The organism is Companilactobacillus farciminis KCTC 3681 = DSM 20184 (assembly GCF_002706745.1).
Lineage (GTDB): Bacteria > Bacillota > Bacilli > Lactobacillales > Lactobacillaceae > Companilactobacillus > Companilactobacillus farciminis.
In genome coordinates, this window is the sequence record NZ_CP017702.1 from 80,348 (window position 1) to 102,930 (window position 22,583).

Annotated in this window: 12 protein-coding genes and 3 rRNA genes; 13 read left to right on the forward strand and 2 right to left on the reverse strand. The window is 38.4% G+C overall.

Features of this window, described 5'->3' with window-relative positions; all coding sequences use genetic code 11:
* The first annotated feature begins 14 nt into the window (after nt 1-14).
* A complete protein-coding gene (locus LF20184_RS00385; protein ID WP_010017899.1) occupies nt 15-1,310 on the forward strand; it encodes a hypothetical protein in 1,296 nt (431 codons plus the stop codon).
* A gap of 8 nt (nt 1,311-1,318) precedes the next feature.
* On the forward strand, nt 1,319-3,985 hold the full coding sequence (locus LF20184_RS00390) for a transglycosylase domain-containing protein (protein ID WP_010017898.1): 2,667 nt from the start codon (nt 1,319-1,321) through the stop codon (nt 3,983-3,985).
* 63 nt (nt 3,986-4,048) lie between these two features.
* Here LF20184_RS00390 and LF20184_RS00395 read toward each other — a convergent pair whose 3' ends face one another.
* A complete protein-coding gene (locus LF20184_RS00395; RefSeq protein WP_010017897.1) occupies nt 4,049-5,500 on the reverse strand; it encodes an amino acid permease in 1,452 nt (483 codons plus the stop codon).
* 299 nt (nt 5,501-5,799) lie between these two features.
* Between LF20184_RS00395 and LF20184_RS00400 the strand changes: the two genes are divergently transcribed.
* The 11 genes from LF20184_RS00400 to LF20184_RS00450 all read left to right on the forward strand — a co-directional run bounded on the left by LF20184_RS00400 (nt 5,800) and on the right by LF20184_RS00450 (nt 20,093).
* Nucleotides 5,800-6,933, forward strand: coding sequence for an LCP family glycopolymer transferase (locus LF20184_RS00400; RefSeq protein ID WP_029606413.1), 1,134 nt, complete (start codon nt 5,800-5,802; stop codon nt 6,931-6,933).
* Between the two features lie 58 nt (nt 6,934-6,991).
* Nucleotides 6,992-8,536, forward strand: a complete 1,545-nt coding sequence (locus LF20184_RS00405) for an ABC-F family ATP-binding cassette domain-containing protein (RefSeq protein ID WP_010017894.1) — start codon at nt 6,992-6,994, stop codon at nt 8,534-8,536.
* A 443-nt stretch (nt 8,537-8,979) separates the two neighbouring features.
* A 16S ribosomal RNA gene (locus LF20184_RS00410) occupies nt 8,980-10,546 on the forward strand.
* A gap of 174 nt (nt 10,547-10,720) precedes the next feature.
* Nucleotides 10,721-13,638 (forward strand): 23S ribosomal RNA (locus LF20184_RS00415).
* 77 nt (nt 13,639-13,715) lie between these two features.
* Nucleotides 13,716-13,832: ribosomal RNA gene (rrf, locus tag LF20184_RS00420) — 5S ribosomal RNA — on the forward strand.
* Together the 16S, 23S and 5S rRNA genes form the textbook arrangement of a ribosomal RNA operon.
* Nucleotides 13,833-14,406: 574 nt before the next feature.
* Nucleotides 14,407-16,029, forward strand: coding sequence for a helix-turn-helix domain-containing protein (locus tag LF20184_RS00425; RefSeq protein ID WP_235806601.1), 1,623 nt, complete (start codon nt 14,407-14,409; stop codon nt 16,027-16,029).
* Nucleotides 16,030-16,283: 254 nt separating this feature from the next.
* Complete coding sequence (locus tag LF20184_RS00430; protein ID WP_010019077.1) at nt 16,284-17,474, forward strand: MFS transporter; 1,191 nt, start codon at nt 16,284-16,286, stop codon at nt 17,472-17,474.
* Between the two features lie 13 nt (nt 17,475-17,487).
* The gene (locus LF20184_RS00435) at nt 17,488-18,384 is read left to right on the forward strand and encodes an alpha/beta hydrolase (RefSeq protein ID WP_010019075.1); all 897 of its coding nucleotides are present in this window, start codon (nt 17,488-17,490) and stop codon (nt 18,382-18,384) included.
* 10 nt (nt 18,385-18,394) lie between these two features.
* Nucleotides 18,395-18,868, forward strand: coding sequence for a hypothetical protein (locus LF20184_RS00440; protein WP_010019074.1), 474 nt, complete (start codon nt 18,395-18,397; stop codon nt 18,866-18,868).
* Nucleotides 18,868-19,710, forward strand: coding sequence for a sulfite exporter TauE/SafE family protein (locus LF20184_RS00445; RefSeq protein WP_010019073.1), 843 nt, complete (start codon nt 18,868-18,870; stop codon nt 19,708-19,710). The genes LF20184_RS00440 and LF20184_RS00445 overlap by 1 nt, the downstream gene beginning before the upstream one ends.
* On the forward strand, nt 19,710-20,093 hold the full coding sequence (locus tag LF20184_RS00450; protein ID WP_010019072.1) for a DUF1634 domain-containing protein: 384 nt from the start codon (nt 19,710-19,712) through the stop codon (nt 20,091-20,093). The genes LF20184_RS00445 and LF20184_RS00450 overlap by 1 nt, the downstream gene beginning before the upstream one ends.
* A 31-nt stretch (nt 20,094-20,124) precedes the next feature.
* Here LF20184_RS00450 and LF20184_RS00455 read toward each other — a convergent pair whose 3' ends face one another.
* Nucleotides 20,125-22,431, reverse strand: a complete 2,307-nt coding sequence (locus LF20184_RS00455; protein WP_010019070.1) for an L-type lectin family protein — start codon at nt 22,429-22,431, stop codon at nt 20,125-20,127.
* Nucleotides 22,432-22,583: the final 152 nt, after the last annotated feature.

Consider the following 22,583-nt stretch of genomic DNA (forward strand, 5'->3'; position numbering starts at 1 on the left):
ATTTGGGGAAAATCATGAAAGATAAGAAAGATTTAAAGACTAAAACTAAATCTGAACGATATTTATTGATGGGTGCCGGAATTGTCGGTGTAATTACTGCCGTCATTTTCTTTGTTATGCTTTCAAGAGGTGTCGTCAATGCGGTTGTTACGTCCAAAATATCTAGTCAGTATCAGGATAAAGAATTAGAAGTTCTTAAAACTGATTTGAATTATAAGACTTTAGATTTCATTGGTAAATTGATTGATGTTAGTGATGGAGTCATCATTACTCCTGATAACGAGAAGAAGTATCAAGAACTTGAAGCTTACATTCAAGCTAGAAAAGACCGTTCTAAGGAAGTTAATGCTTTTTATGACGGTAAGAGTCACTACAAAGATGATGTTACCGAAACTAAGATCAATGACTTAGATAAAAGTTTATTGAAAGAAAAGAATCAAGACGTTTATCAGAAATTACGCAACAAGCTCGATACGATTCAAATTTGGTACGAGCAAACTCAAGATGCTGACAAATATTTGAGTAAAACGTGGGATGGCTTTAATTCTGATAAAAGTAGTTTGAGTTTTAAGAAGATTTCAATGGTCAACACGTATTACAAATTAATCAAAAATAAGACGGCTAAAAATCATTGGACGCAAGCAGTCAGTCAAATGGACAATTATTTTGCTAACAACAAAGGTGAGAGCTCTAAGGTAGCTGCTGCTAAAGAAGAATTGGAAGCTCTAAAGAATTCACCGTTGACAGAAAAATACACGCCTGCCAATGTAGATATTGTTTCAAGCATGAATTCGACTACGGGAGCATCGGATGCCTTGGATCAAGCTGGTATTACTAGCAAGAATGTGCTTTATTACAATTCAAGCAAGAATACTTTAGCTTTGATGACGAGAGTCTCCGGTAAGTATGTTGCTGAAGATGGTTATAGCAATGTCATTAGTTCTAAAGTAAGTTCCGGTAAGTATACTGTTAAAAAACTTGTGGATGCCAATAATTCTGACGTCGTCGTGACCGATAGCGATAGTAGTAATTTTGGTCAATATATCAGTAATGCCAGCGTCAGTGAATTAACTTCGATGGGATTAGATAATCCAGATAATACGACAGCAGACTTTAATTCAGCTACGCCAGTCTTCTGGTTCAAGAATAATTCTGCTTTGACTAGTTCAATCTACTTCGGTAGCGGCTCAACGATTGGTTTCATTTACGCCGGTTCAACTAGTTATAACAATGGTATGCAAATTAGTTCATCAGATTTGTCCGATTTGATGTCACAAGTTTCTACAGGAACGACATTCTTTGTTAATTAGGGGTAATTATGCGTAAGAAAAAGATGGAACATAAATTAATCAAGAAAAGAAAAAAATGGCCCTGGATTCTTTTGACGTTAGTCTTATTAATTGTTTTAAGCGTTGGAGCTTTTTGGTGGAAGTATGGTTATGAGATCAAGAATACGATTGCTGATGGATATTCATACAGCCAAGGTTTGAAGAAATCGGACTTTCATCCCCGTAATTCGACCGTTATATATGATCGTAACGGTAAGGTGATTAAGAAACTGGCTCAATCGAGCTCAGATTACACGCCTATCAATCAAATCAATACTAAAATCCGTAAAGGCTTGGTGGATGTTGAAGATCAACGTTTCTACATTCATCATGGGGTCGATCTTTATGCTATCATGCGTTCAGTCGGTTCAACTTTGTTACATCGTCGGACTGAAGGTGGGTCGACTTTGACGCAACAATTAGTTAAGAATGTTATTTTGCAAGATCAATCCCAGAACCTAACGCGTAAGCTCAAGGAAATGGTCATTGCTCAGCAGTTAGAGAAAAAATTTACTAAGTCGCAGATTTTGGAGTTTTATATTAACAACGTCTACATGGGGCATGGCTCATACGGGTTTAGTGCCGCCTCTGATTACTATTTCTCAGAGAATCAAAATGATTTATCAATCGATAAAATAGCCCTATTAGTCGGTATTCCGAATAATCCGGTCTATTATGATCCAGTTCAATATCCAGAGCGAACGAAGAAACGTCGAAACATGATTTTGTATATCTTTAATCAACGAGGTTTGATTTCAAAAAAGACTTATCAAGCAGCACGTGAAAAGCCTTTGGGGTTGAAGCTTAATGAGAAGAAATATGATAATGATGTGTCTAATAATTATGCTTTGAGCTATGCAGTCTATGGGGCAACAGAAGAATTAATGAGATCATCTGGATTCACGATGCGTTATGACTTTAAGGATGCCAATGATCGCCAAGCGTACGATACGAAGTATCAACAAGAATATGAGCGTGCTCATGGTCAGTTGATGGATGGTGGCTATACGATTCAAACGACGATCGATATGAACGTTCAAAATAAAGTCGAAGATTTAATCAAACAAGTTTATGCACCTTATACTGGGCGGACTGCTAACGGAAAGCTAACACCACAAGTCTCTAGTACGGTTGTAGATAATAAAACTGGCGACGTTATAGCGGTGGTTGGTGGTCGAACGACTGATGGTGATCAATTTAATCGAACGATAAATGGATATCATCAACCAGGTTCAACAGCTAAGCCAATCGTAGCTTATGCGCCTGCTTTTGAGCGAGGATATTTGCCACAAAGTACAGTAATTGACTCGGCAGTCGGTAATCCGGTCGTTCATAACTGGTATAGCGGCTATACTGGCAGTACAACGGTGCGTCACGCGCTAGAAAACTCAATCAATACCATTGCTTATAAGTTGGCAGCTCAAGATACTAAGGGTACTTACTATGACGATATGGTCAAGATGGAATTTGCTCGATTGTCGCCAACCCAAAAATTGGACCCAAGATTAGCAATTGGTTCCTTTAGAAATGGTGTTACGACGACAGAAATGGCTTCAGCGTATAGTTCATTTTCACGAGGGGGTCAGTTCATTCATCCTAGCAACATCTCTAGTATTTATGACAACGATAATGATCGCTATATTTACCAAAACACGCATATGAAGAAAGATGTTTATACTAAGAACGCCAGTTATATGATGATCAACACGATGCAATCAGTAATCAGTGATGGTTTGGGTAAAGATGCCAGTTTGGATAATTACAAATATACCGCTGGTAAAACTGGGTCGACTGATGATAACTACGATTCATATTTCGTAGGGATGACGCCTGACTTTACGATTGCTAACTGGACTGGTGACGATAAGAAAGAAGATAGCTTGAATGCCTCAGAACGTCTGTTGGCTATGAAGGCCTTTAAATCAGTCGGTGAGTACTTAGTTGATGAAATGAAACAAAAGGATGTCGATTTCAAGAAACCAAGTACTGTAACGGTCAGTGGCAGCAATTTGTCAGTCAATACCAAAGCGGAAAAGCCAAGTATTCAAGATATCATTGACAACGACTTTTCTAAATACAATACTAACCAAGCTGATAAGAATGAGAATCGCTTGTATAATCTGGACTATCGAATCATTTATCATTTGACGAAGAAAGAAGAATTCAAGCGAGAAGGCAAGGTTCAAAAGGCGATTGATAAGTATAACGACAATCCAATTATTAAAGAATCGCAATACAATAAGAAATTAGACGAGTTGCAAAAGATTCGTTATTTGAATAGTAACGTTAAACGTCAAAGTGCTAAGAATGACTTTAACAAGCAGATTTTACAGCTCCAAAAGGATTTAAATTTGAGTCAAGCGATGTTCCAGGCTGCTAAGGATAATAAGAAGGTAGCTCAGTTTGAATCTGAAAAAGAAGCGATTGAAGAACAACGTGAGAAGAAACGTCAGAATATGGTAGATAAATTAATGCCACAGTACAATTCACAGCTTCAAAAAGTAAAAGATGCTTACAAGAACAACGATTCTGATAAAGAAGATCAAAAACAAAAATTGATCGATATTATGAATGAAATCAGAAGCTATGGTGGAAATGTTCCTGACCTAAAGATTGATAGCAATGGTAATTCCAGCTCTGCTTCGAATACAGACTAAAAAAAGATCCTCTAGATTGATTTCTAGGGGATCTTTTTATATACCTGTGCAGAGGTATAAGAATTATATTTCGTCTAATTCATTATTAGTACGTTTAGCAATAGCAGGTAAAATCAATCCCAAAGCAATCAAAGCAATTGGTGTGATGATATTAAGTGCTAATTGGAACCACCATGATGAGGGGTCAGTTGCCATATTCATTTTAGGCACCATACCTAGGATGCAGGCAAAGGCTGTTAAGAAGAAAGCCCATAGTCCGAAACCAAAGCCGACATATCTATTTTTAACGAACATATAGTCTGACTTAAATTTGTCTAACTGACGACAAAGCATCATGTAAGCTAAGAATACCCAAAGGTAACGCATTGGCATAACGATTGAGTTTAAATTCAATAGCCAGTTGTATAGATCGTTCATAACGTTGATTCCGAGGGCAGGAACGATAATCAAGATAGAAACCAAAATTGCAGTTAACTTGTAACCATTGATAGCAACACCACGTTTATTTTTCTTCAAAAGACCTTTAGGGATGTATTTCTTATCAGCATCACCTAAAAGCATACGCAATGGTGCATCGATAGAAATTGCTAGGGCTGCAGCAGAAGCAATCGTATTAGTAATTGCAAAAGCCCAAACGAACAAGTTACCGACATGGAAACTATTACCCAAAAATTGGAAAGCTTGGTAAGCACCATTAGCCATCAAATCAGCTGGAATGTGGTTTGAATTAACAATCATACCAATAGCAAATGATCCTAAGATTGCAGAAACGGCTACCATCACGGCTAAGATAATCATACCGAGTGGGAACTCCTTAGAAGCATTTTTAGTTTTGTTAACGTAAGGTGAAATTTTTTCCGAACCACCAACAGCGAAGACTAACATGGAAATCGTCGTGAAGTATTGGAAATCAAACTTAGGAATATAGGTGTGAATATCAGTCATGTTTGGTGTAGCAATTTGAACATGAGTGATAAAAGGAGCACTGACACCTAAGATGATAAATAGCATTGACATAGCAAACATCGCAATACCGGCAATACTACCAAGATTATTCAAAGTAGCAGTTCCCTTACTAGCCAACCAGACAAAGAGCAAGAAGATAATTAAACTTGCACCTTGTACGACTAACGGTGAAGCAGTTTTGATGAATGAACCATTGCCTTTGAATAACCAGCTCAAACTGACCATGATGATTTGTGGTTTTTGAGCAAGGTATGGAACATGTACTACCCAGTAAGTCCAGGCAGCAAAATAGGCTAATTTATTGTTGGAGAGAGCTTTGACCCAAGAACTAACTCCTCCACCAGCCTCTTGAAAAGCAGATCCCAATTGTCCAACCATTAAGGTGTATGGAACAAAATAAAGGACCATGATTAAAATCCATGATGTTACGACGGCTAAGCCTTGATTGGCAAAGTTGTTGATAACATTATTAAGACCCCAAACGGTGGTAAAGCCTAATAGGGCAATATTCCACCATCTAAACGTCTTTGCATTACTTGCATCTGACATTATTCAAATCCTCCTACGGAAGAAATTATACATGAAATATACAAGAAAAAAGCTTAAATAAAGAGATAGATTTTTGACTATGTTTCAATTAATAATCTGTTAAAATATTTTTTGTAAAATTGACAGATTGTGTCAAAAAATTATAATTTAGGAATGCGGCCATTTAAAATTTAATTTTAATTCAATTGAATTAAGCTGTATAATTGCATCCTATCTACTATAATATAGAGAGAATTTGTTTTTAATGTAGATAGCAAACTAATCGGAGTTTATTTATGGATAACAATAAGAACGACAATATGTCTAGGCAGCATCGGCAAAGAACTCGTAATAGTGCCTTAGCTTCTAATAATGTTGGGAAGATCAAACGTCCTTTCGTTAAGATTCTAGGATTAGTATTCTTAGTTATGATCTTTGTCATGGGTGCTTACGGTTTTCGACTTTACGCTCAAGCCCAAAATTCATTAGGTAAGACTTACAAAGCCATTGATGGTAAAAAAGTTTCAACACGAATCAACAACAAACAGCCAATTTCGATTCTTCTATTGGGAGTTGATACGACTGATAATGGAATTAGAGATACTGAAACTAATTATCGAGGGAATTCGGATACAATGATCGTTGTAACGGTAAATCCTAAGACTAATAAGACAACAATGGTTTCTGTTCCACGTGATACAATGGCTCAAATTTGGAAGAGCAGCACTAATAACACCAGAAAGATTCAAAAAATCAATTCAGCCTACAACATCGGTAATGAAGGTAGTGCAGTGGCAACGACTGAGAAATTGTTGAACGTGCCAATTGACTACTATGTTAAAGTAGATTTTAACTCACTTAAGCAGATTGTTAACGCTGTTGGTGGTGTAGATGTTAATGTACCATTTAGTTTCTCTTACGGTGATACTGGTGAGAAAGAATCTCACTTCAAGAAAGGTAAGATGCATCTAAATGGTAAACAAGCGCTAGATTATTCACGGATGCGTTATGAAGATCCTGAAGGTGACTATGGCCGTCAAAAGAGACAGCGTCAAGTTATCACGGCAATCATTAAGAGTGCTGCTAGTGCCAATACGTTTACGCATTATCAAAAGGTTTTGAATAGTATTTCTAGTTCAATGACTACTAATTTGAGTTTTAGTGATATGCAGTCAGTCTTCTTCAATTATCGTGGAGCTGCTAAGAATATCGATTCTGACCATGTTCAAGGATATGGCTCAATGATCGAAGGTTCTTCTTATGAAGTAGCCCCAACTAAAGAACTACGTCGCGTATCAAACAAACTGAGAAAGCAATTAGGCCTTTCTGAAGAACAACTGAATAATGAAGAAACTAGATTAAATACATTGAATGAAGCTAGAGGGTTCTCATTTGATAGTGGGACCGCTAATCAAAACTATACAATCTTTACAAGAAATCAAACGTCAGAATAAACGGATAAAGACTGGGACAAATAGTTTCAGTCTTTTCTTATGTATAAAGGAGATAAATATGAGTGTTTTAGAGGTACATGATTTAAGTCAGCAGTTTTTGGATAAGAAATTATACGATTCTGCCAATCTACAAGTTAATAAGGAAGACCATTTAGGAATAATTGGTCAAAATGGGGTCGGGAAATCGACTTTTATTAAGATTTTAACTGGTCAAATTGAACCGGATGAAGGAAAGATCACTTGGAAGAAGCATTTAACGATCGGTTATTTGGACCAACAAGCTAAATTATCATCAGGGATGACCATCTACGAGTACTTAAAGACAGCGTTTTCAAAATTGTATGAAACAAGCGACCAACTCAACGAGATTTACATGAACAACCCGACAGATGAGGACCTTGAAAAAGCTGGAAAACTCCAAGAAATCTTAGATGCCAACGATTTCTACGAGTTAGATACCAAAATTCAGCAAGTTGCGACTGGTTTAGGATTAGATGCCATCGGCTATGATCACGACGTCTCAAAACTTAGTGGTGGCCAACGTTCTAAGATTATTTTGGCCAAAATTCTGCTTGAACAGCCAGATATGATTTTATTGGATGAGCCCACAAACTACTTAGATACTAATCATATCGACTGGTTAGCAGATTATTTGAATAACTTTAAGGGTGCTTTTATCGTTATTTCCCACGATTATAACTTCTTAGATCGAATCATTAATTGTGTGGCTGATTTTGAATTCGGTAAGATCACTAAATATACAGGTTCTTTGAAGCAAGCTCTCAAACAAAAAGCTGCTAATAAAGAGACTTATATGAAAGCCTACGTCAAACAACAAGAGAAGATCTCGAAGACTAAGGCTTATATTAGAAAGTTCAAGGCTGGTTCTCGTTCTAAGAGTGCTAAGAGTAGAGAGAAGCAACTAGCCCATATGGACGTTTTAACACCCCCAGGGAATAAGACAGCTGCAAGTTTTGCTTTCCCATATGTCGAAGTGCCTAGTTCACGGATGATGTTGGATGTTAATAACTTAAAAGTTGGATATGACGGGCAAGCTCTCTTTGATAAAGCTTTGAATTTCTCAATCGTTAGTGGCGAGAAGATGGTTATCAAAGGATTCAACGGTATCGGTAAGTCTACTTTAATCAAGACATTATTGAATATTCTTAAACCAATTGATGGTAACTTTGAATTCTCAGAGACTGTGAAGATTGGTTACTTCAAGCAAGATCTAGTTTGGAAGAATAATCTGGAGTCACCATTCCAATACATTAGTGATCAACACTCTGAAGAAGGTGGCAAAGAAGTTAGACGTGTTCTCGCCAGAACTGGATTAACTAACCAACAAATCATGTCACCATTACGTTCTCTATCCGGTGGGGAGCAGACTAAGGTTAAAATTGCTGATTTGATGTTCGACAATACTAACTTTCTATTTATGGATGAACCTACGAACCATTTGGATGACGAGAGTAAAGCAGCTCTACGTAAAGGGCTTAGAAACTATGATGGATCAATGATTCTCGTTACCCACGAAGAGGACTTCTATAGTAGTGATTGGATCGATAAGGTCTTGGATATTGAAAAGATAAAAGAAAATTAGCAATTTTCAAAAAAAAATGAAAAAAGTACTTGCATTGGTTTACCATAAACGGTAAGATATTACCTGTTGTCACGAGAGGTCAACAGCTTCAACGGATAAGCAAGACATTTGCTTAAAAGTTGAAATAATTATTTTAAATAAGTTCTTGACATTGAGTTATGAACTTGTTATAATAATTAAGTTGACTCGTAAGGGTAACAAGCTAACAACTTGATGAATTCTTTCATTAAATTGTTAGAAAAATTATTTTAAAAAGTTCTTGACATTAAATTGTCAGCTTGATAAAATAATTAAGTCGCTGATGAGCGTAAGCGCTTAATCAGCTGGTAGACCTTTGAAAACTGAACAAAGTTTTAACACTAAATTGTGTAGGCCAACATTTATTTGTTGGATTTACAACGAAGTCAATTCGCTAGTATAATTTTTTATGAGTCACAAACTTTTAATATGAGAGTTTGATCCTGGCTCAGGACGAACGCTGGCGGCATGCCTAATACATGCAAGTCGAACGAACCATCCTGAAGATTGAAGCTTGCTTCATGATTCAGACCTTGGTGAGTGGCGGACGGGTGAGTAACACGTGGGTAACCTGCCCAAAAGTGGGGGATAACATTTGGAAACAAGTGCTAATACCGCATAACAACTACTTTCACATGATCGTAGCTTGAAAGATGGCTCTGCTATCGCTTTTGGATGGACCCGCGGCGTATTAGCTAGTTGGTGAGGTAATAGCTCACCAAGGCAATGATACGTAGCCGACCTGAGAGGGTAATCGGCCACATTGGGACTGAGACACGGCCCAAACTCCTACGGGAGGCAGCAGTAGGGAATCTTCCACAATGGGCGAAAGCCTGATGGAGCAATGCCGCGTGAGTGAAGAAGGTTTTCGGATCGTAAAACTCTGTTGTTGAAGAAGAACATGCGTGAGAGTAACTGTTCACGTACTGACGGTATTCAACCAGAAAGCCACGGCTAACTACGTGCCAGCAGCCGCGGTAATACGTAGGTGGCAAGCGTTGTCCGGATTTATTGGGCGTAAAGAGAATGTAGGCGGTTTATTAAGTTTGAAGTGAAAGCCCTCGGCTCAACCGAGGAAGTGCTTCGAAAACTGGTAAACTTGAGTGCAGAAGAGGAAAGTGGAACTCCATGTGTAGCGGTGGAATGCGTAGATATATGGAAGAACACCAGTGGCGAAGGCGGCTTTCTGGTCTGTAACTGACGCTGAGATTCGAAAGCATGGGTAGCAAACAGGATTAGATACCCTGGTAGTCCATGCCGTAAACGATGAGTGCTAAGTGTTGGAGGGTTTCCGCCCTTCAGTGCTGCAGCTAACGCATTAAGCACTCCGCCTGGGGAGTACGATCGCAAGATTGAAACTCAAAGGAATTGACGGGGGCCCGCACAAGCGGTGGAGCATGTGGTTTAATTCGAAGCAACGCGAAGAACCTTACCAGGTCTTGACATACCATGACAAACTAAGAGATTAGTCTTTCCCTTCGGGGACATGGATACAGGTGGTGCATGGTTGTCGTCAGCTCGTGTCGTGAGATGTTGGGTTAAGTCCCGCAACGAGCGCAACCCTTATTATCAGTTGCCAGCATTCAGTTGGGCACTCTGGTGAGACTGCCGGTGACAAACCGGAGGAAGGTGGGGACGACGTCAAATCATCATGCCCCTTATGACCTGGGCTACACACGTGCTACAATGGTCGGTACAACGTGTTGCGAACTCGCGAGGGCAAGCAAATCACTTAAAACCGATCTCAGTTCGGATTGCAGGCTGCAACTCGCCTGCATGAAGCTGGAATCGCTAGTAATCGCGGATCAGCATGCCGCGGTGAATACGTTCCCGGGCCTTGTACACACCGCCCGTCACACCATGAGAGTTTGTAACACCCAAAGTCGGTGGGGTAACCCTTCGGGGAACTAGCCGCCTAAGGTGGGACAAATGATTAGGGTGAAGTCGTAACAAGGTAGCCGTAGGAGAACCTGCGGCTGGATCACCTCCTTTCTAAGGATATGGTGCTTTAGCACCAACGGAAATACACAACGTTAAAACTTTGTTTAGTTTTGAGAGGTCTACTCTCAAACTCGTACCTTGAAAACTGGATATTAAGAATTAATGATTTAAAAGAAACACCGAAAACTGCGCGATAAAAGTGGATGTATTTCCATATTTTGTCAAGATTAAGTTATAAAGGGCGCACGGTGGATGCCTAGGCACTAGGAGCCGATGAAGGACGTAACTAACGACGATACGCCTCGGGGAGCTGTAAGTAAGCTTTGATCCGGGGATTTCCGAATGGGGGAACCCAAATATCGTAATGGATATTTACTTGTTTGTGAATACATAGCAATCAAGAGGAACACGCAATGAACTGAAACATCTAAGTAGTTGCAGGAAGAGAAAGAAAATTCGATTCCCTGAGTAGCGGCGAGCGAAACGGGAATAGCCCAAACTATGAAGCTTGCTTCATAGGGTTGTAGGACTGATGTTGTGAGAACAAAAGGTAACGATAGTTGAACAAGTTGGAAAGCTTGGCCAAAGAGAGTGAAAGCCTCGTAAACGAAATCTGACCCACTCCATTCAGTATCCTGAGTACGGCGGAACACGAGAAACTCCGTCGGAATCCGGGAGGACCATCTCCCAAGGCTAAATACTCCCTAGTGACCGATAGTGAACCAGTACCGTGAGGGAAAGGTGAAAAGTACCCCGGAAGGGGAGTGAAATAGATCCTGAAACCGTGTGCCTACAAGTAGTCAGAGTCCGTTTATGGATGATGGCGTGCCTTTTGTAGAATGAACCGGCGAGTTACGTTAACATGCAAGGTTAAAATGAAAAGTTGGAGCCGTAGCGAAAGCGAGTCTGAATAGGGCGACTAAGTATGTTGATGTAGACCCGAAACCAAGTGACCTACCCATGACCAGGTTGAAGATGCGGTAAAACGCATTGGAGGACCGAACCCGTGTATGTTGAAAAATGCTGGGATGAGTTGTGGGTAGCGGTGAAATTCCAAACGAACTTGGAGATAGCTGGTTCTCTCCGAAATAGCTTTAGGGTTAGCCTCGGGGATTAGGATCGTGGAGGTAGAGCACTGTTTGGACTAGGGGCCCGTCTTGGGTTACTGAATTCAGATAAACTCCGAATACCATTGATCTATACCCGGGAGTCAGACGATGAGTGATAAGATCCACCGTCGAAAGGGAAACAGCCCAGATCACCAGTTAAGGTCCCAAAATTCATGCTAAGTGGAAAAGGATGTGGAAACGCATAGACAACTAGGATGTTGGCTTAGAAGCAGCCATTCATTCAAAGAGTGCGTAATAGCTCACTAGTCGAGTGATTCTGCGCCGAAAATGTACCGGGGCTAAGCATGATACCGAAACTGTGGATGCATCGTAAGATGTGTGGTAGGAGAGCGTTGTAAGAGCATTGAAGCTGTACCGTGAGGAGCAGTGGAGTTCTTAGAAGTGAGAATGCCGGTATGAGTAACGAAAGACCAGTGAGAATCTGGTCGGCCGCAAGACTAAGGTTTCCTGGGGAAGGCTCGTCCTCCCAGGGTTAGTCGGGGCCTAAGATGAGACCGAGAGGTGTAATCGATGGATAACAGGTTGATATTCCTGTACTAGTTTATTTTGTTTGAACGATGGAAGGACGCAGGAGGATGATGTGTGCGCGCTGATGGATATGCGCGTCCAAGCAGTAAGTCTTGATATGAGTCAAATGCTTATATCTCTAAGGACAAGCTGTGATGGGGAGTGAAATTTTAGTAACGAAGCACAATAACTCACACTGCCAAGAAAAGTTCCTAGTTAGAAATAAACTACCCGTACCGCAAACCGACACAGGTAGTCGAGGAGAGTATCCTAAGGTCAGCGAGTGAACTCTCGTTAAGGAACTCGGCAAAATGACCCCGTAACTTCGGGAGAAGGGGTGCTGGTGTAACAGCCAGCCGCAGTGAATAGGCCCAAACAACTGTTTATCAAAAACACAGGTCTATGCTAAATCGTAAGATGACGTATATGGGCTGACGCCTGCCCGGTGCTGGAAGGTTAAGAGGATCAGTTAGCTTTTGCGAAGCTGAGAATTGAAGCCCCAGTAAACGGCGGCCGTAACTATAACGGTCCTAAGGTAGCGAAATTCCTTGTCGGGTAAGTTCCGACCCGCACGAAAGGCGTAATGATTTGGGCACTGTCTCAACGAGAGACTCGGTGAAATTATAATACCCGTGAAGATGCGGGTTACCCGCGACAGGACGGAAAGACCCCATGGAGCTTTACTGTAGCTTGATATTGAGTTTTTGTGTGACATGTACAGGATAGGTAGGAGCCGTTGATTTCGGAACGCTAGTTTCGAAGGAGGCGTTGGTGGGATACTACCCTTGTTATATGAAAGCTCTAACCTACATCGCTCAGCGCGATGAGGGACAGTGTCTGGTGGGCAGTTTGACTGGGGCGGTCGCCTCCTAAAATGTAACGGAGGCGCTCAAAGGTTCGCTCAGAATGGTTGGAAATCATTCGCAGAGTGTAAACGTAAAAGCGAGCTTGACTGCGAGACTGACAAGTCGAGCAGGGACGAAAGTCGGAGTTAGTGATCCGGTGGTACCATATGGAAGGGCCATCGCTCAACGGATAAAAGCTACCCTGGGGATAACAGGCTTATCTCCCCCAAGAGTTCACATCGACGGGGAGGTTTGGCACCTCGATGTCGGCTCATCGCATCCTGGGGCTGTAGTCGGTCCCAAGGGTTGGGCTGTTCGCCCATTAAAGCGGTACGCGAGCTGGGTTCAGAACGTCGTGAGACAGTTCGGTCCCTATCCGTCGCGGGCGTAGGAAATTTGAGAGGAGCTGTCCTTAGTACGAGAGGACCGGGATGGACATACCTCTGGTGTACCAGTTGTGCCGCCAGGCGCATCGCTGGGTAGCTACGTATGGAAGGGATAAACGCTGAAAGCATCTAAGTGTGAAGCCCCCCTCGAGATGAGATTTCCCATTCCTTTATGGAAGTAAGATCCGTTAGAGAATATGACGTAGATAGGCTGCGGGTGGAAGTGTAGCGATACATGGAGCTGAGCAGTACTAATAGATCGAGGACTTAATCGAGTAAGAGTTTACAGCAGTTCGAAGTGTTTTAAATCATTGATATTAATATCTAGTTTTGAAGGTACGAGGCAAAATAGTGTGGTGGCGATAGTGAGAAGGATACACCTGTTCCCATGCCGAACACAGAAGTTAAGCTTCTCCGCGCCGAAAGTAGTTGGTGGGAAACTACCCGCGAGGATAGGGAGCTGCCACGCAACGTAAGGAATCAACATTAGTTGATTCCTTTTTTTGTGCCTTCATATTTTATTCTATGTAAATAAAGTATTTAATTACTAATATATTTTATGAAAATAAAAAAACATTGAGTAAAATATCGGTAACAAAAAATAAAATTAAGAAAAAGTAATCTCTACGAGATCACCCAAAATGATGAAAGCTTAACGCATATTTTCATAACCATAATCCAATATTAACTAGAATCTGGTTAAGTTGATCTACTATCTTAAAGAATGAATATCGTATATAATTTTTTATATAAAATCGAAAATAAATTTTAAAAAATCCAGTTTATTTTTTTCTTTTTTATGAAATTTGTTTTTTTTCAAATTAAGGAATGCCAAAAGACTATACTTATTCTAAATAAGGCGTAAAATAACATATTGGTATAGATAATAAATTATGTTCATATTTTACTAAATATCTTGTCTATTTATTTAAGTAATGAAATATGGTAGGTTACTTATATAGAAAATAATTTGCTGTAATATAATTGTTGAAAAATATATTTGAATATATTTTATTATAATAGAATTAATCGCATCTACGGGGGTGGAGTTCTTGGATAGCTTTACTGACTTATTTCTTTCAAAATCAGAAATAGAAAAGATACAACTATTTAACAAGATTAAATTGATCAGAACTAATCAATTGGCAAGTGCTAATTTGATTGGAACGTATCGTAATCGTGATATTCAAGTTAAGGATATCAATTTGCGTAAGGCTGCTTATCAAATGAATAAGAGTTACGGCAGCGTTTATAATACTTTTTTGGGGATTCAAGAAGACTTTAAGAGAATCCTAGATAAGGATGAATATAGTACAGAAGAGATGTTTGATGTTACTAGGGATGCTTATCATGCCTTTTTGACGACTAACTCTGATGGTTACTTGTTCTTAGATGCTATTGTTAAGAATAAGGAAACTTCTTTTAAACATTTCTATGAGACCTTAGAAAGCAGCAAGGCAACTGTTTTACGTCATTTAAAGCCTATGAGAGGCTATTTGAAACGCTTTGGTGTCAGAATTGCTTACGAACCAATGCGTTTTGTAGGTGATGAGGAATCAATTCGTTTGGCTATCGCAGCATTGTATTGGAATGCTACTAGGGGATACGTATGGCCATTTGAAGATTTCACACAAAGCACAGCTTTCAAAGTTGTCGATATTGCTTTAGACAAGTATCGTCTGAAACCAACTAACCATATTACGAAGATGTTCTATGCTTACGTCGTTATGGCTCACTTGTATCGAATTATCGAAGGTAATCACGTTCAAAACATGGACGCTTTGAATGTCATTAATTATCCTTTCCCTAATATTTTTGAGAGCGCTGGCTCAATGCTTGAAGGGGATACTGGTAGTAAAAAGGTAAGGGAATTGAAACGTGCCATTAAGGAAGATGTCAGTTATGAAGAGCAAATGTTCCAATCAGCTGACTTTTACATCCTATTAATGTGTGTACCAGCAACCTTTGAAGTTTCAGAAGATTATTTACAATCGGTTTCTAAGCAACTAGTTAGATATAATCCACTATTTGCCAACTTCATCGACGATTTCTTGGAACTTATTCCAATTGACGTGGAACAGACTGTTTCAGATATGGCTATGTCACATAGTGAATTTTTGAGATACAAGTATAATTTGACGACATGTATCATCGGTGTTCTAGCTCTAGATCACAATTACATTGAGATTTTGAACTTGTACTCAGGCTTTGGAGATGCTATCAGCAAGTTGAATGATGAAGGACTAGAGAGCAAGATTTATTCAACTGTTCAACATTTGATGTTGCGTGATAAGTATCAATCATTAAATGGCAAAGCTAAACAAATTTCAGAAGCGATTTATGCAATTGCTTATCGTTTCTTCTCACTTTATAACAAGCACATTCAAGTTAAAGTTTATTTGGAATTAGAATCATTCTTCTTGGTATATTCAGACTTGGCAGTCACTCTACAATCATTGCCATATGCTAAGATCGTTAGTGATCCTAAAGAGGCTGATATCGTTGTAACGGCTAATAGTGCTAACCCACCAGCTGATGAAATGAAAAAAGATGTCTGCATCTATCGTTGGATGTATAATGGCGTTGATGGTCAAATGGGTGGCTTATTGAACTTGATTTATAAGATCTGGACTGAAGAAAAGGTTACTGAAAATCCAAATCTTTAAGTGAAAAGTGTTGCAACTATTTTCAGAATATATTATGATACAGGTTGTGCGATGAGTCGAGAGCCGTCGAGTTTGGACGGCACTTATGATGGTAGGGTATCAAGCACTACTCACCGGATTGTGAGGGATATCTATAGGGCGCTGATGTGAACAGCAAACTATTTACTCATCTGAGTACTACCAACTAAAACCATGGTTGATCTTTTTGGCCATGGTTTTTTTATTGAAAAAATTAAATAGAAGAGGTGAAAAGGATGCGCGCTCAAAGATTGTGGCTATTAATTTTAAATATCACATTTAATTTAGTAATGGGATTTATTTTGCCAGTGAATACAATATTTATTCACAAGAATCTACACGAATCATTGGTAACAGCGGGATTTGCCTTGATGGTATATTCAGCTTTTATGATGGTTGGAAATGCTTTGGGGGGATTTATGTTTGATCGTTTCTCCAAGCGTGGAACGTTATACATTGGTTATGGGATATCAATTATATCGTTATTAGGTATGTCAGTACATCATGTGTGGCCAACATATGCGATTATGTTGTTCACGTTAGGATTTGGAATGGGACTGGTCTATACGGCCGTTAATGCCTATACCGCCTTCATAGCGGAACAAATGACTGGTAATAGTCGAGTGATTTTTAATAACATGTATTTAGCTGCTAATATCGGAATTGCTATTGGTTCAACGGCAGTTGGATTTATCTTTAAGTGGAGTATCTTTTTAACTTTCTTCATTCCAATGTTATTATTTGTAATCAGTGCCGTTATATTGTTGTTAAAAGCTAACGTCTTGGATCACGTTCATGAACAAGACGATGAGGATATTAAGCGTTATGAAAGTAGTGACGTTAAAGATCCAAGAATTGAAATTGGATTAAATCGCTTTAGATTAAATATCTTTGTGATCTGTGCATCGATTTTTATCGTTTGGCTAGGTTATTCTCAATGGGACAGTAACTTGTCAGCTTATATGTTGAACCAAGGTTATACAACTCGTGAATATGGTTTGGTATTTACAGTAAATGCAGCTTCATTATTGATTATTCAACCGGTAATGAATCGTGTAGTTTCAAGAGTTTTCAAACTATTGAAGTATCAAATCTTCTTAGGAACAATTATTATGGGATTATCATTCTTATTGCTTCCAGGAGCCAAGACTTACTTAGCTTTCATTATTAGTATGCTAGTTTTGACTGTTGGTGAATCAATGGTTTTCCCAACTATTCCAGCTTTATTGAGTAAGATGTCAACTAATCGAAATCGTGGAACTTTCCAAAGTTTTTATAGTATCTTTGGTTCGTTAGGAAGAGCGATTGGACCTTATGCGGGTAGTTTGATCATCACAGCAATGTCTTTTTCAACATTGTTCGTTGGTATCACTATTTCAATGATTATTGTTGCTATCGCAATGGTAGGTGTGAAAGAATTAGGATAAGTGAGGTAATATCATGATAATTATTTTGTTGATATTGTTATTGCTAGTCGTTCTAATTCTGAACGCCTTTTTTTTGTATATTCAGCAGAGGGGTTCCAAGGCCTTAGGTTCAGAAGCACCCAAAGTAAAGATGGATGAAGGTCTAGAAGAGAGTACGGCTAGGTTCTTAGCAAAGGACAAGGATGAGTGGCAAATAGAGTCACACTATAATGGAAGCAAATTGTATGGTTGGTTCACTGATAATGATGCGCAAACGACTGTTATTCTAGTGCATGGTTTTGGTGTTGATCACAATTCGTTGAATGTTCATGCACAGCTGTTTGATAAACTCGGTTGCAATGTTTTACAAATCGACGACCAAGCAGCAGGAAAAAGCGAAGGGAAGTATCTTGGCTTTGGCTACATAGAAAGTCAGGATTTATTAGATTGGATTCAAGAAGTTTTACGCAGACATCCAACTGATAAAATCGTTTTGTTTGGAGCTTCAATGGGAGCAGCAACAGTTATGTTAACAACCGGTAATGATTTACCGAAAAATGTTAAACTAATAATCGAGGATTCTGGCTATACTAGTGCAGCAGATATTTTGAGTTATCACTGCCAAAAGCGATACCATATTAAAGGTAAATTATTAATTGCTGGTATCTCATTGATGTCCCGTTTAAGGGCTGGTTTTTCATATCGACAGACAGATTGTCGCAAGGCATTGGAGAAAAATAATTTGCCGATATTGTTCATGCATGGAAAAAATGATTTCACGGTACCTTTCAACATGAGAGATGAGTTATCCACATGTGGACAATTCCCAAAAATGTCGTACGGAAGCCTAGGTGTTCACATTCGCAGCTACTATGTTGATTCAAAAAACTACCAACAGGCTGTGGATAAGTTTTTCAAAAAGTATCTTTAGGAGAAGAAGAATGAAAATAAAAATTACTGATTTTATCGAGAACGTTCAAGAAGGAAAATTCAACCAAACTAGTTTAGAAATTAGTAAGGATGATTTATTGCAAGAAGATCTTTGGTCTTTGAACAAGGCTAAGGAACAATTGGAAAAGGATGCTACCGATAATAAACTTTCTCAAATTTTGATCCATGTAGCTGATGCTGAATTTGAAATCAACTTTTATCTAGAAACTGGTGTTATTAATTTACCATTCGATGATGCTAAGAAAGTCACTCATTTCTTCGATGACGACGCGGAAGTGGATACTAAAATTTATCTTTCAACAGCTTGTGATTATTTAAATGCCTCGAAATTCCATATCGATTTAATTTCAGAAAACTTGCTTGAAAATGCTGAAATTAAACATACAATGGATATAATGAAAAGTAACTATGAAACTTCCGTAGAGAATTTTAATAACAAGGAAGAAGAAAAAGAGGAAAAATAATGAATTCAATGTTGCTACTCTTAATAATGGGAGTGGGAGCTGGAGTTCTTGGTGCAATTTTAGGTATTGGTGGTGGAATGATCATCACGCCGGTTTTGACTATTATGATGGGTCTAGACATCAAATATGCCATCGGTGCTAGTATCATTTCTGTTATTGCAACGAGTTCCGGTTCGACTATTGCCTATTTGAAAGATGACATGCTTAATTTGCGTGTTGCGATGTTTTTGGAAATTGCTACTACCGTTGGGGCAATTATGGGTGCTTTGCTGGTAGGAGTATTTTCAAGTAGTTTCTTATATGTTTTGTTTGGATTTTTCTTATTGTATTCAACTTACAATATGATTCGAAAATTGTTTGATAAGAAAGGTGAACAAGTTTTCACTGGTCATGATCCAATCGTTGATAAGTTTAAGCTGGCAAGTACTTATTATGATAAGTCAGAACAAAAGCAAATCGACTATTCAATGAAGAACGTTCCTGGTGGTTTTATTATGATGTGGGCTGCCGGTTTAGCTAGTGGATTATTAGGTATTGGTAGTGGTGCTTTTAAAGTTATCGCTATGGATACAATTATGAAAATGCCTTTGAAACCATCTAGTGCTACTAGTAATTTGATGATGGGTGTAACGGCTGCTGCTAGTGCTACAGTGTACTTCTTTAACGGCTCAATTCGTCCAGATATTGCGGCACCTTTGGCAATCGGTGTTTTAGTTGGTGCTACGATTGGTGCTAGATTGATGCAAGTTTTGAAACCAAGAGTAATCAGAATGATCTTTATTCCAATTATTCTCTACATGGGAGTGCAAATGGCTCTTAAAGGATTCGGGGTGAACATCTAATGGATACACATAAAGAGACTCGAGAAGTTGAAGTAGTTATTGGTAAAATTTTGCGGATCGGTGTTGTTGCTTCGGCCATCGTTATTTTGATTGGTATGGGCTTATACTTTATGAATGGTTCTGGTTATCCGACTGTTATGCAAAATGGTAAGGCTATGGTTGATTTTCCACGAAGATTTTCAGATATTTTTGCTGGTATCATGGCTGGTAAATCCTATGCTGTAATTATGTTTGGCGTATTTCTATTGATTTTGACACCAGTTTTGCGGGTCGTTGTTTCAATTTACGCTTTTTATAAAGAGCACGATAATTTGTACGTTATTATTACTACAATCGTTTTAGTTATTCTGATGTTCGCCATGTTTATGGGATATCGGAGTTAAAAAATAAACCTTAGAGAAAAGTCTCTGAGGTTTATTTTTTTTGATCAATCGAATCTATTAAGCTCCATGAAATAGTGCCTTTATAAAGTCCCGAATTATTTTCAGAGTTCGTTTCTAAAAGAATCCCATTTTGTGGAGTCCATAATGTGATATCTGTATTTTGATCGTTATCATCTTGCTTGATATGTTGAGCAATATTAGTAGATTCTTGTAAGTCGTGAAGGATGTCGTTGGAATCGGAACGATAGACGATGTCGCCATTTAAATAGTGTTTAGAGTTATCTATTAATTTTGATGCTTTAGCGTAAACTATCCAGCCACTGCCTTTTTCTCGAGTATCGGTAACTTTAACATGCCAATTACCAGAACGAGTTATTAATTGTTTATCATTGACACTATTTATGGGAGAAAAAGAAACGTTATTAGAAATTTCACTGAAGAAGACACTACCACCAATTTGAATAGTTCGTGAAATAGTGTTGGTTTCACCAAGATTTTTTGTAGTATTGGTATCATCTTTAGCATAAAAAGAAATCGTTGTTGAAAATTGATTTAATTGAGATTTATCAAGATGGAGAACGAATTCACCATTGGAATTGATTGTAATGTTAACTTTTGTCGGCATGGATTGATTATTTAATTTTTGATAAACAGATAATTTTGATAAGTCTGGTGTAATTGAATTAGAGCCGTGAAAGGAAATTTTTGCGGGAATATCGACATCCTGATTTTTGTTGATCTCAATCGGATTTGAAGTTTCACTGTCCAAAGTAATTGTTCTGGGAATAATTGTAAAAGAATCAGTATCGGTATCAGTAATTAAATTATCACCAGCAAAGTGGGCATGAGCGGAGGGAACAGTGGCTTTTAGGTTGTTACTAGGGGCATTGGCATGACCATGTAATTGAATAATGGCGGAATTGTTTCCAGTTTTTAAGGTTTCTTTTAGTTGATAGTCAATCGAATCAGTAGCATTTTTGAAAATTTCTGTAGGAAGTTCTTCTTTATCGCCATTAGAGTAAATAACTTCACCACTAGTAAAGGTTATATTTTTAGGTATTTTCATTTTGGCTTTAATTTGTGACCAAGTTTTATTCCAACCTTTATAAGTTAAAGTGTAATTGTAAGTAAGGTCGTCTAGGGCATCAACAGAACCGCCATCGGGAACAGCTGTACTGGTTGAATCATTATAAATTGAAGTAGTGGCTTGAGCATCAACGTATGAAGGGATGGATTCAAAAATCAGTAGATTGTTTTCGGAATAATTACCAGTTGAGCCGGTAAAACCCCAGTACAGTTTGGTGTTTCCATCAGTTAAGCCAAAATTTTTCGGATCAATATTGAAAGTGGAAGTGATTCTTTGAGATCCTGTGATGGGTTTACTAGTATTTGGATCTTTGTCGTTGTAAGCGTAAGTCAGTTGATTATTTTCGTGTGACCAAGAGATTGTTACATGACGCCATCTGTTAATAACATCAGATATAGTACCGTCTTTTTCTTTCGTAATAGTACCAGCTAAATCAGGAACAGCTTGGTAATTAGTATGGTTCATTGTGAAGTAATGAGGATAGTAACTTACAAATTTATAAGTGTCTTTAAGGGCAGGATAGCCTCCAGCAATGTGTTTTTCGAGCGTTTTAAAGGGATCATAATCGAATGACCTACCTTCTTTAGTTGAAGAATTTGCTTCTTCTTTATCAATAAAAGTATCAAATTCCAGTGCCCAACTATTTTGAATAGCGGAGCTTGTAATTGCTTTCGTTAGTCGATCTTGATTGTCGTCATTATGAATCCAGTCGGCTCCCCAAACTCCTAGTGATTCACCATTGACGGGAATTCCATCGGCAGTCAAGGCAATTGAATTATTCTTATTTTTATCATTTTGTAAAACAAAAGCCATGCCATCACCAGGTTCATTATGATTGATTGTACCCAAGTATAACCACATTGAAGCTATTTGATCTTTACTAATATCGAAGTAGTTCTCATTGTTCATATTGCTCCAAACGGCACCGGTTTGATGTCCAGCATTAGTCATTTCAATTACACTAGTGCTTTCGGGGTCAGTTGGATCAACGTCAAAAATTTTGGCATTGTTAGTAAGGTTTAGGGAGTCATCAGGACTAGGCGCTTTACCATAACGATTTATAGCCGCTTGCTTAAAATCAGCTATACTAAAGGAAGCATTGTCCCAATGAAGACCTTTAGGTGCAGTTTTAAGAGCCTGTTCAAAATCTTTGTTTTCAGCAGCATCAATTATTTGCTGGGTATTAAAAATGACTATAATAGGTAAGCTAAAAATAAAGAAGACGATGATGTGAGCTATTTTTTTATTCATGATTTTCCCCACTTGTCGGATACTATTTTCTCCACCAAAGTTTAACAAGCTTATATTTTTTTAACAGCAAAAAAAGCCATTTTATGTATTTTAATTTTATATAAAATGATTACAAATTTATTTAAAAATAATATTTATTAATAGGTATAAAA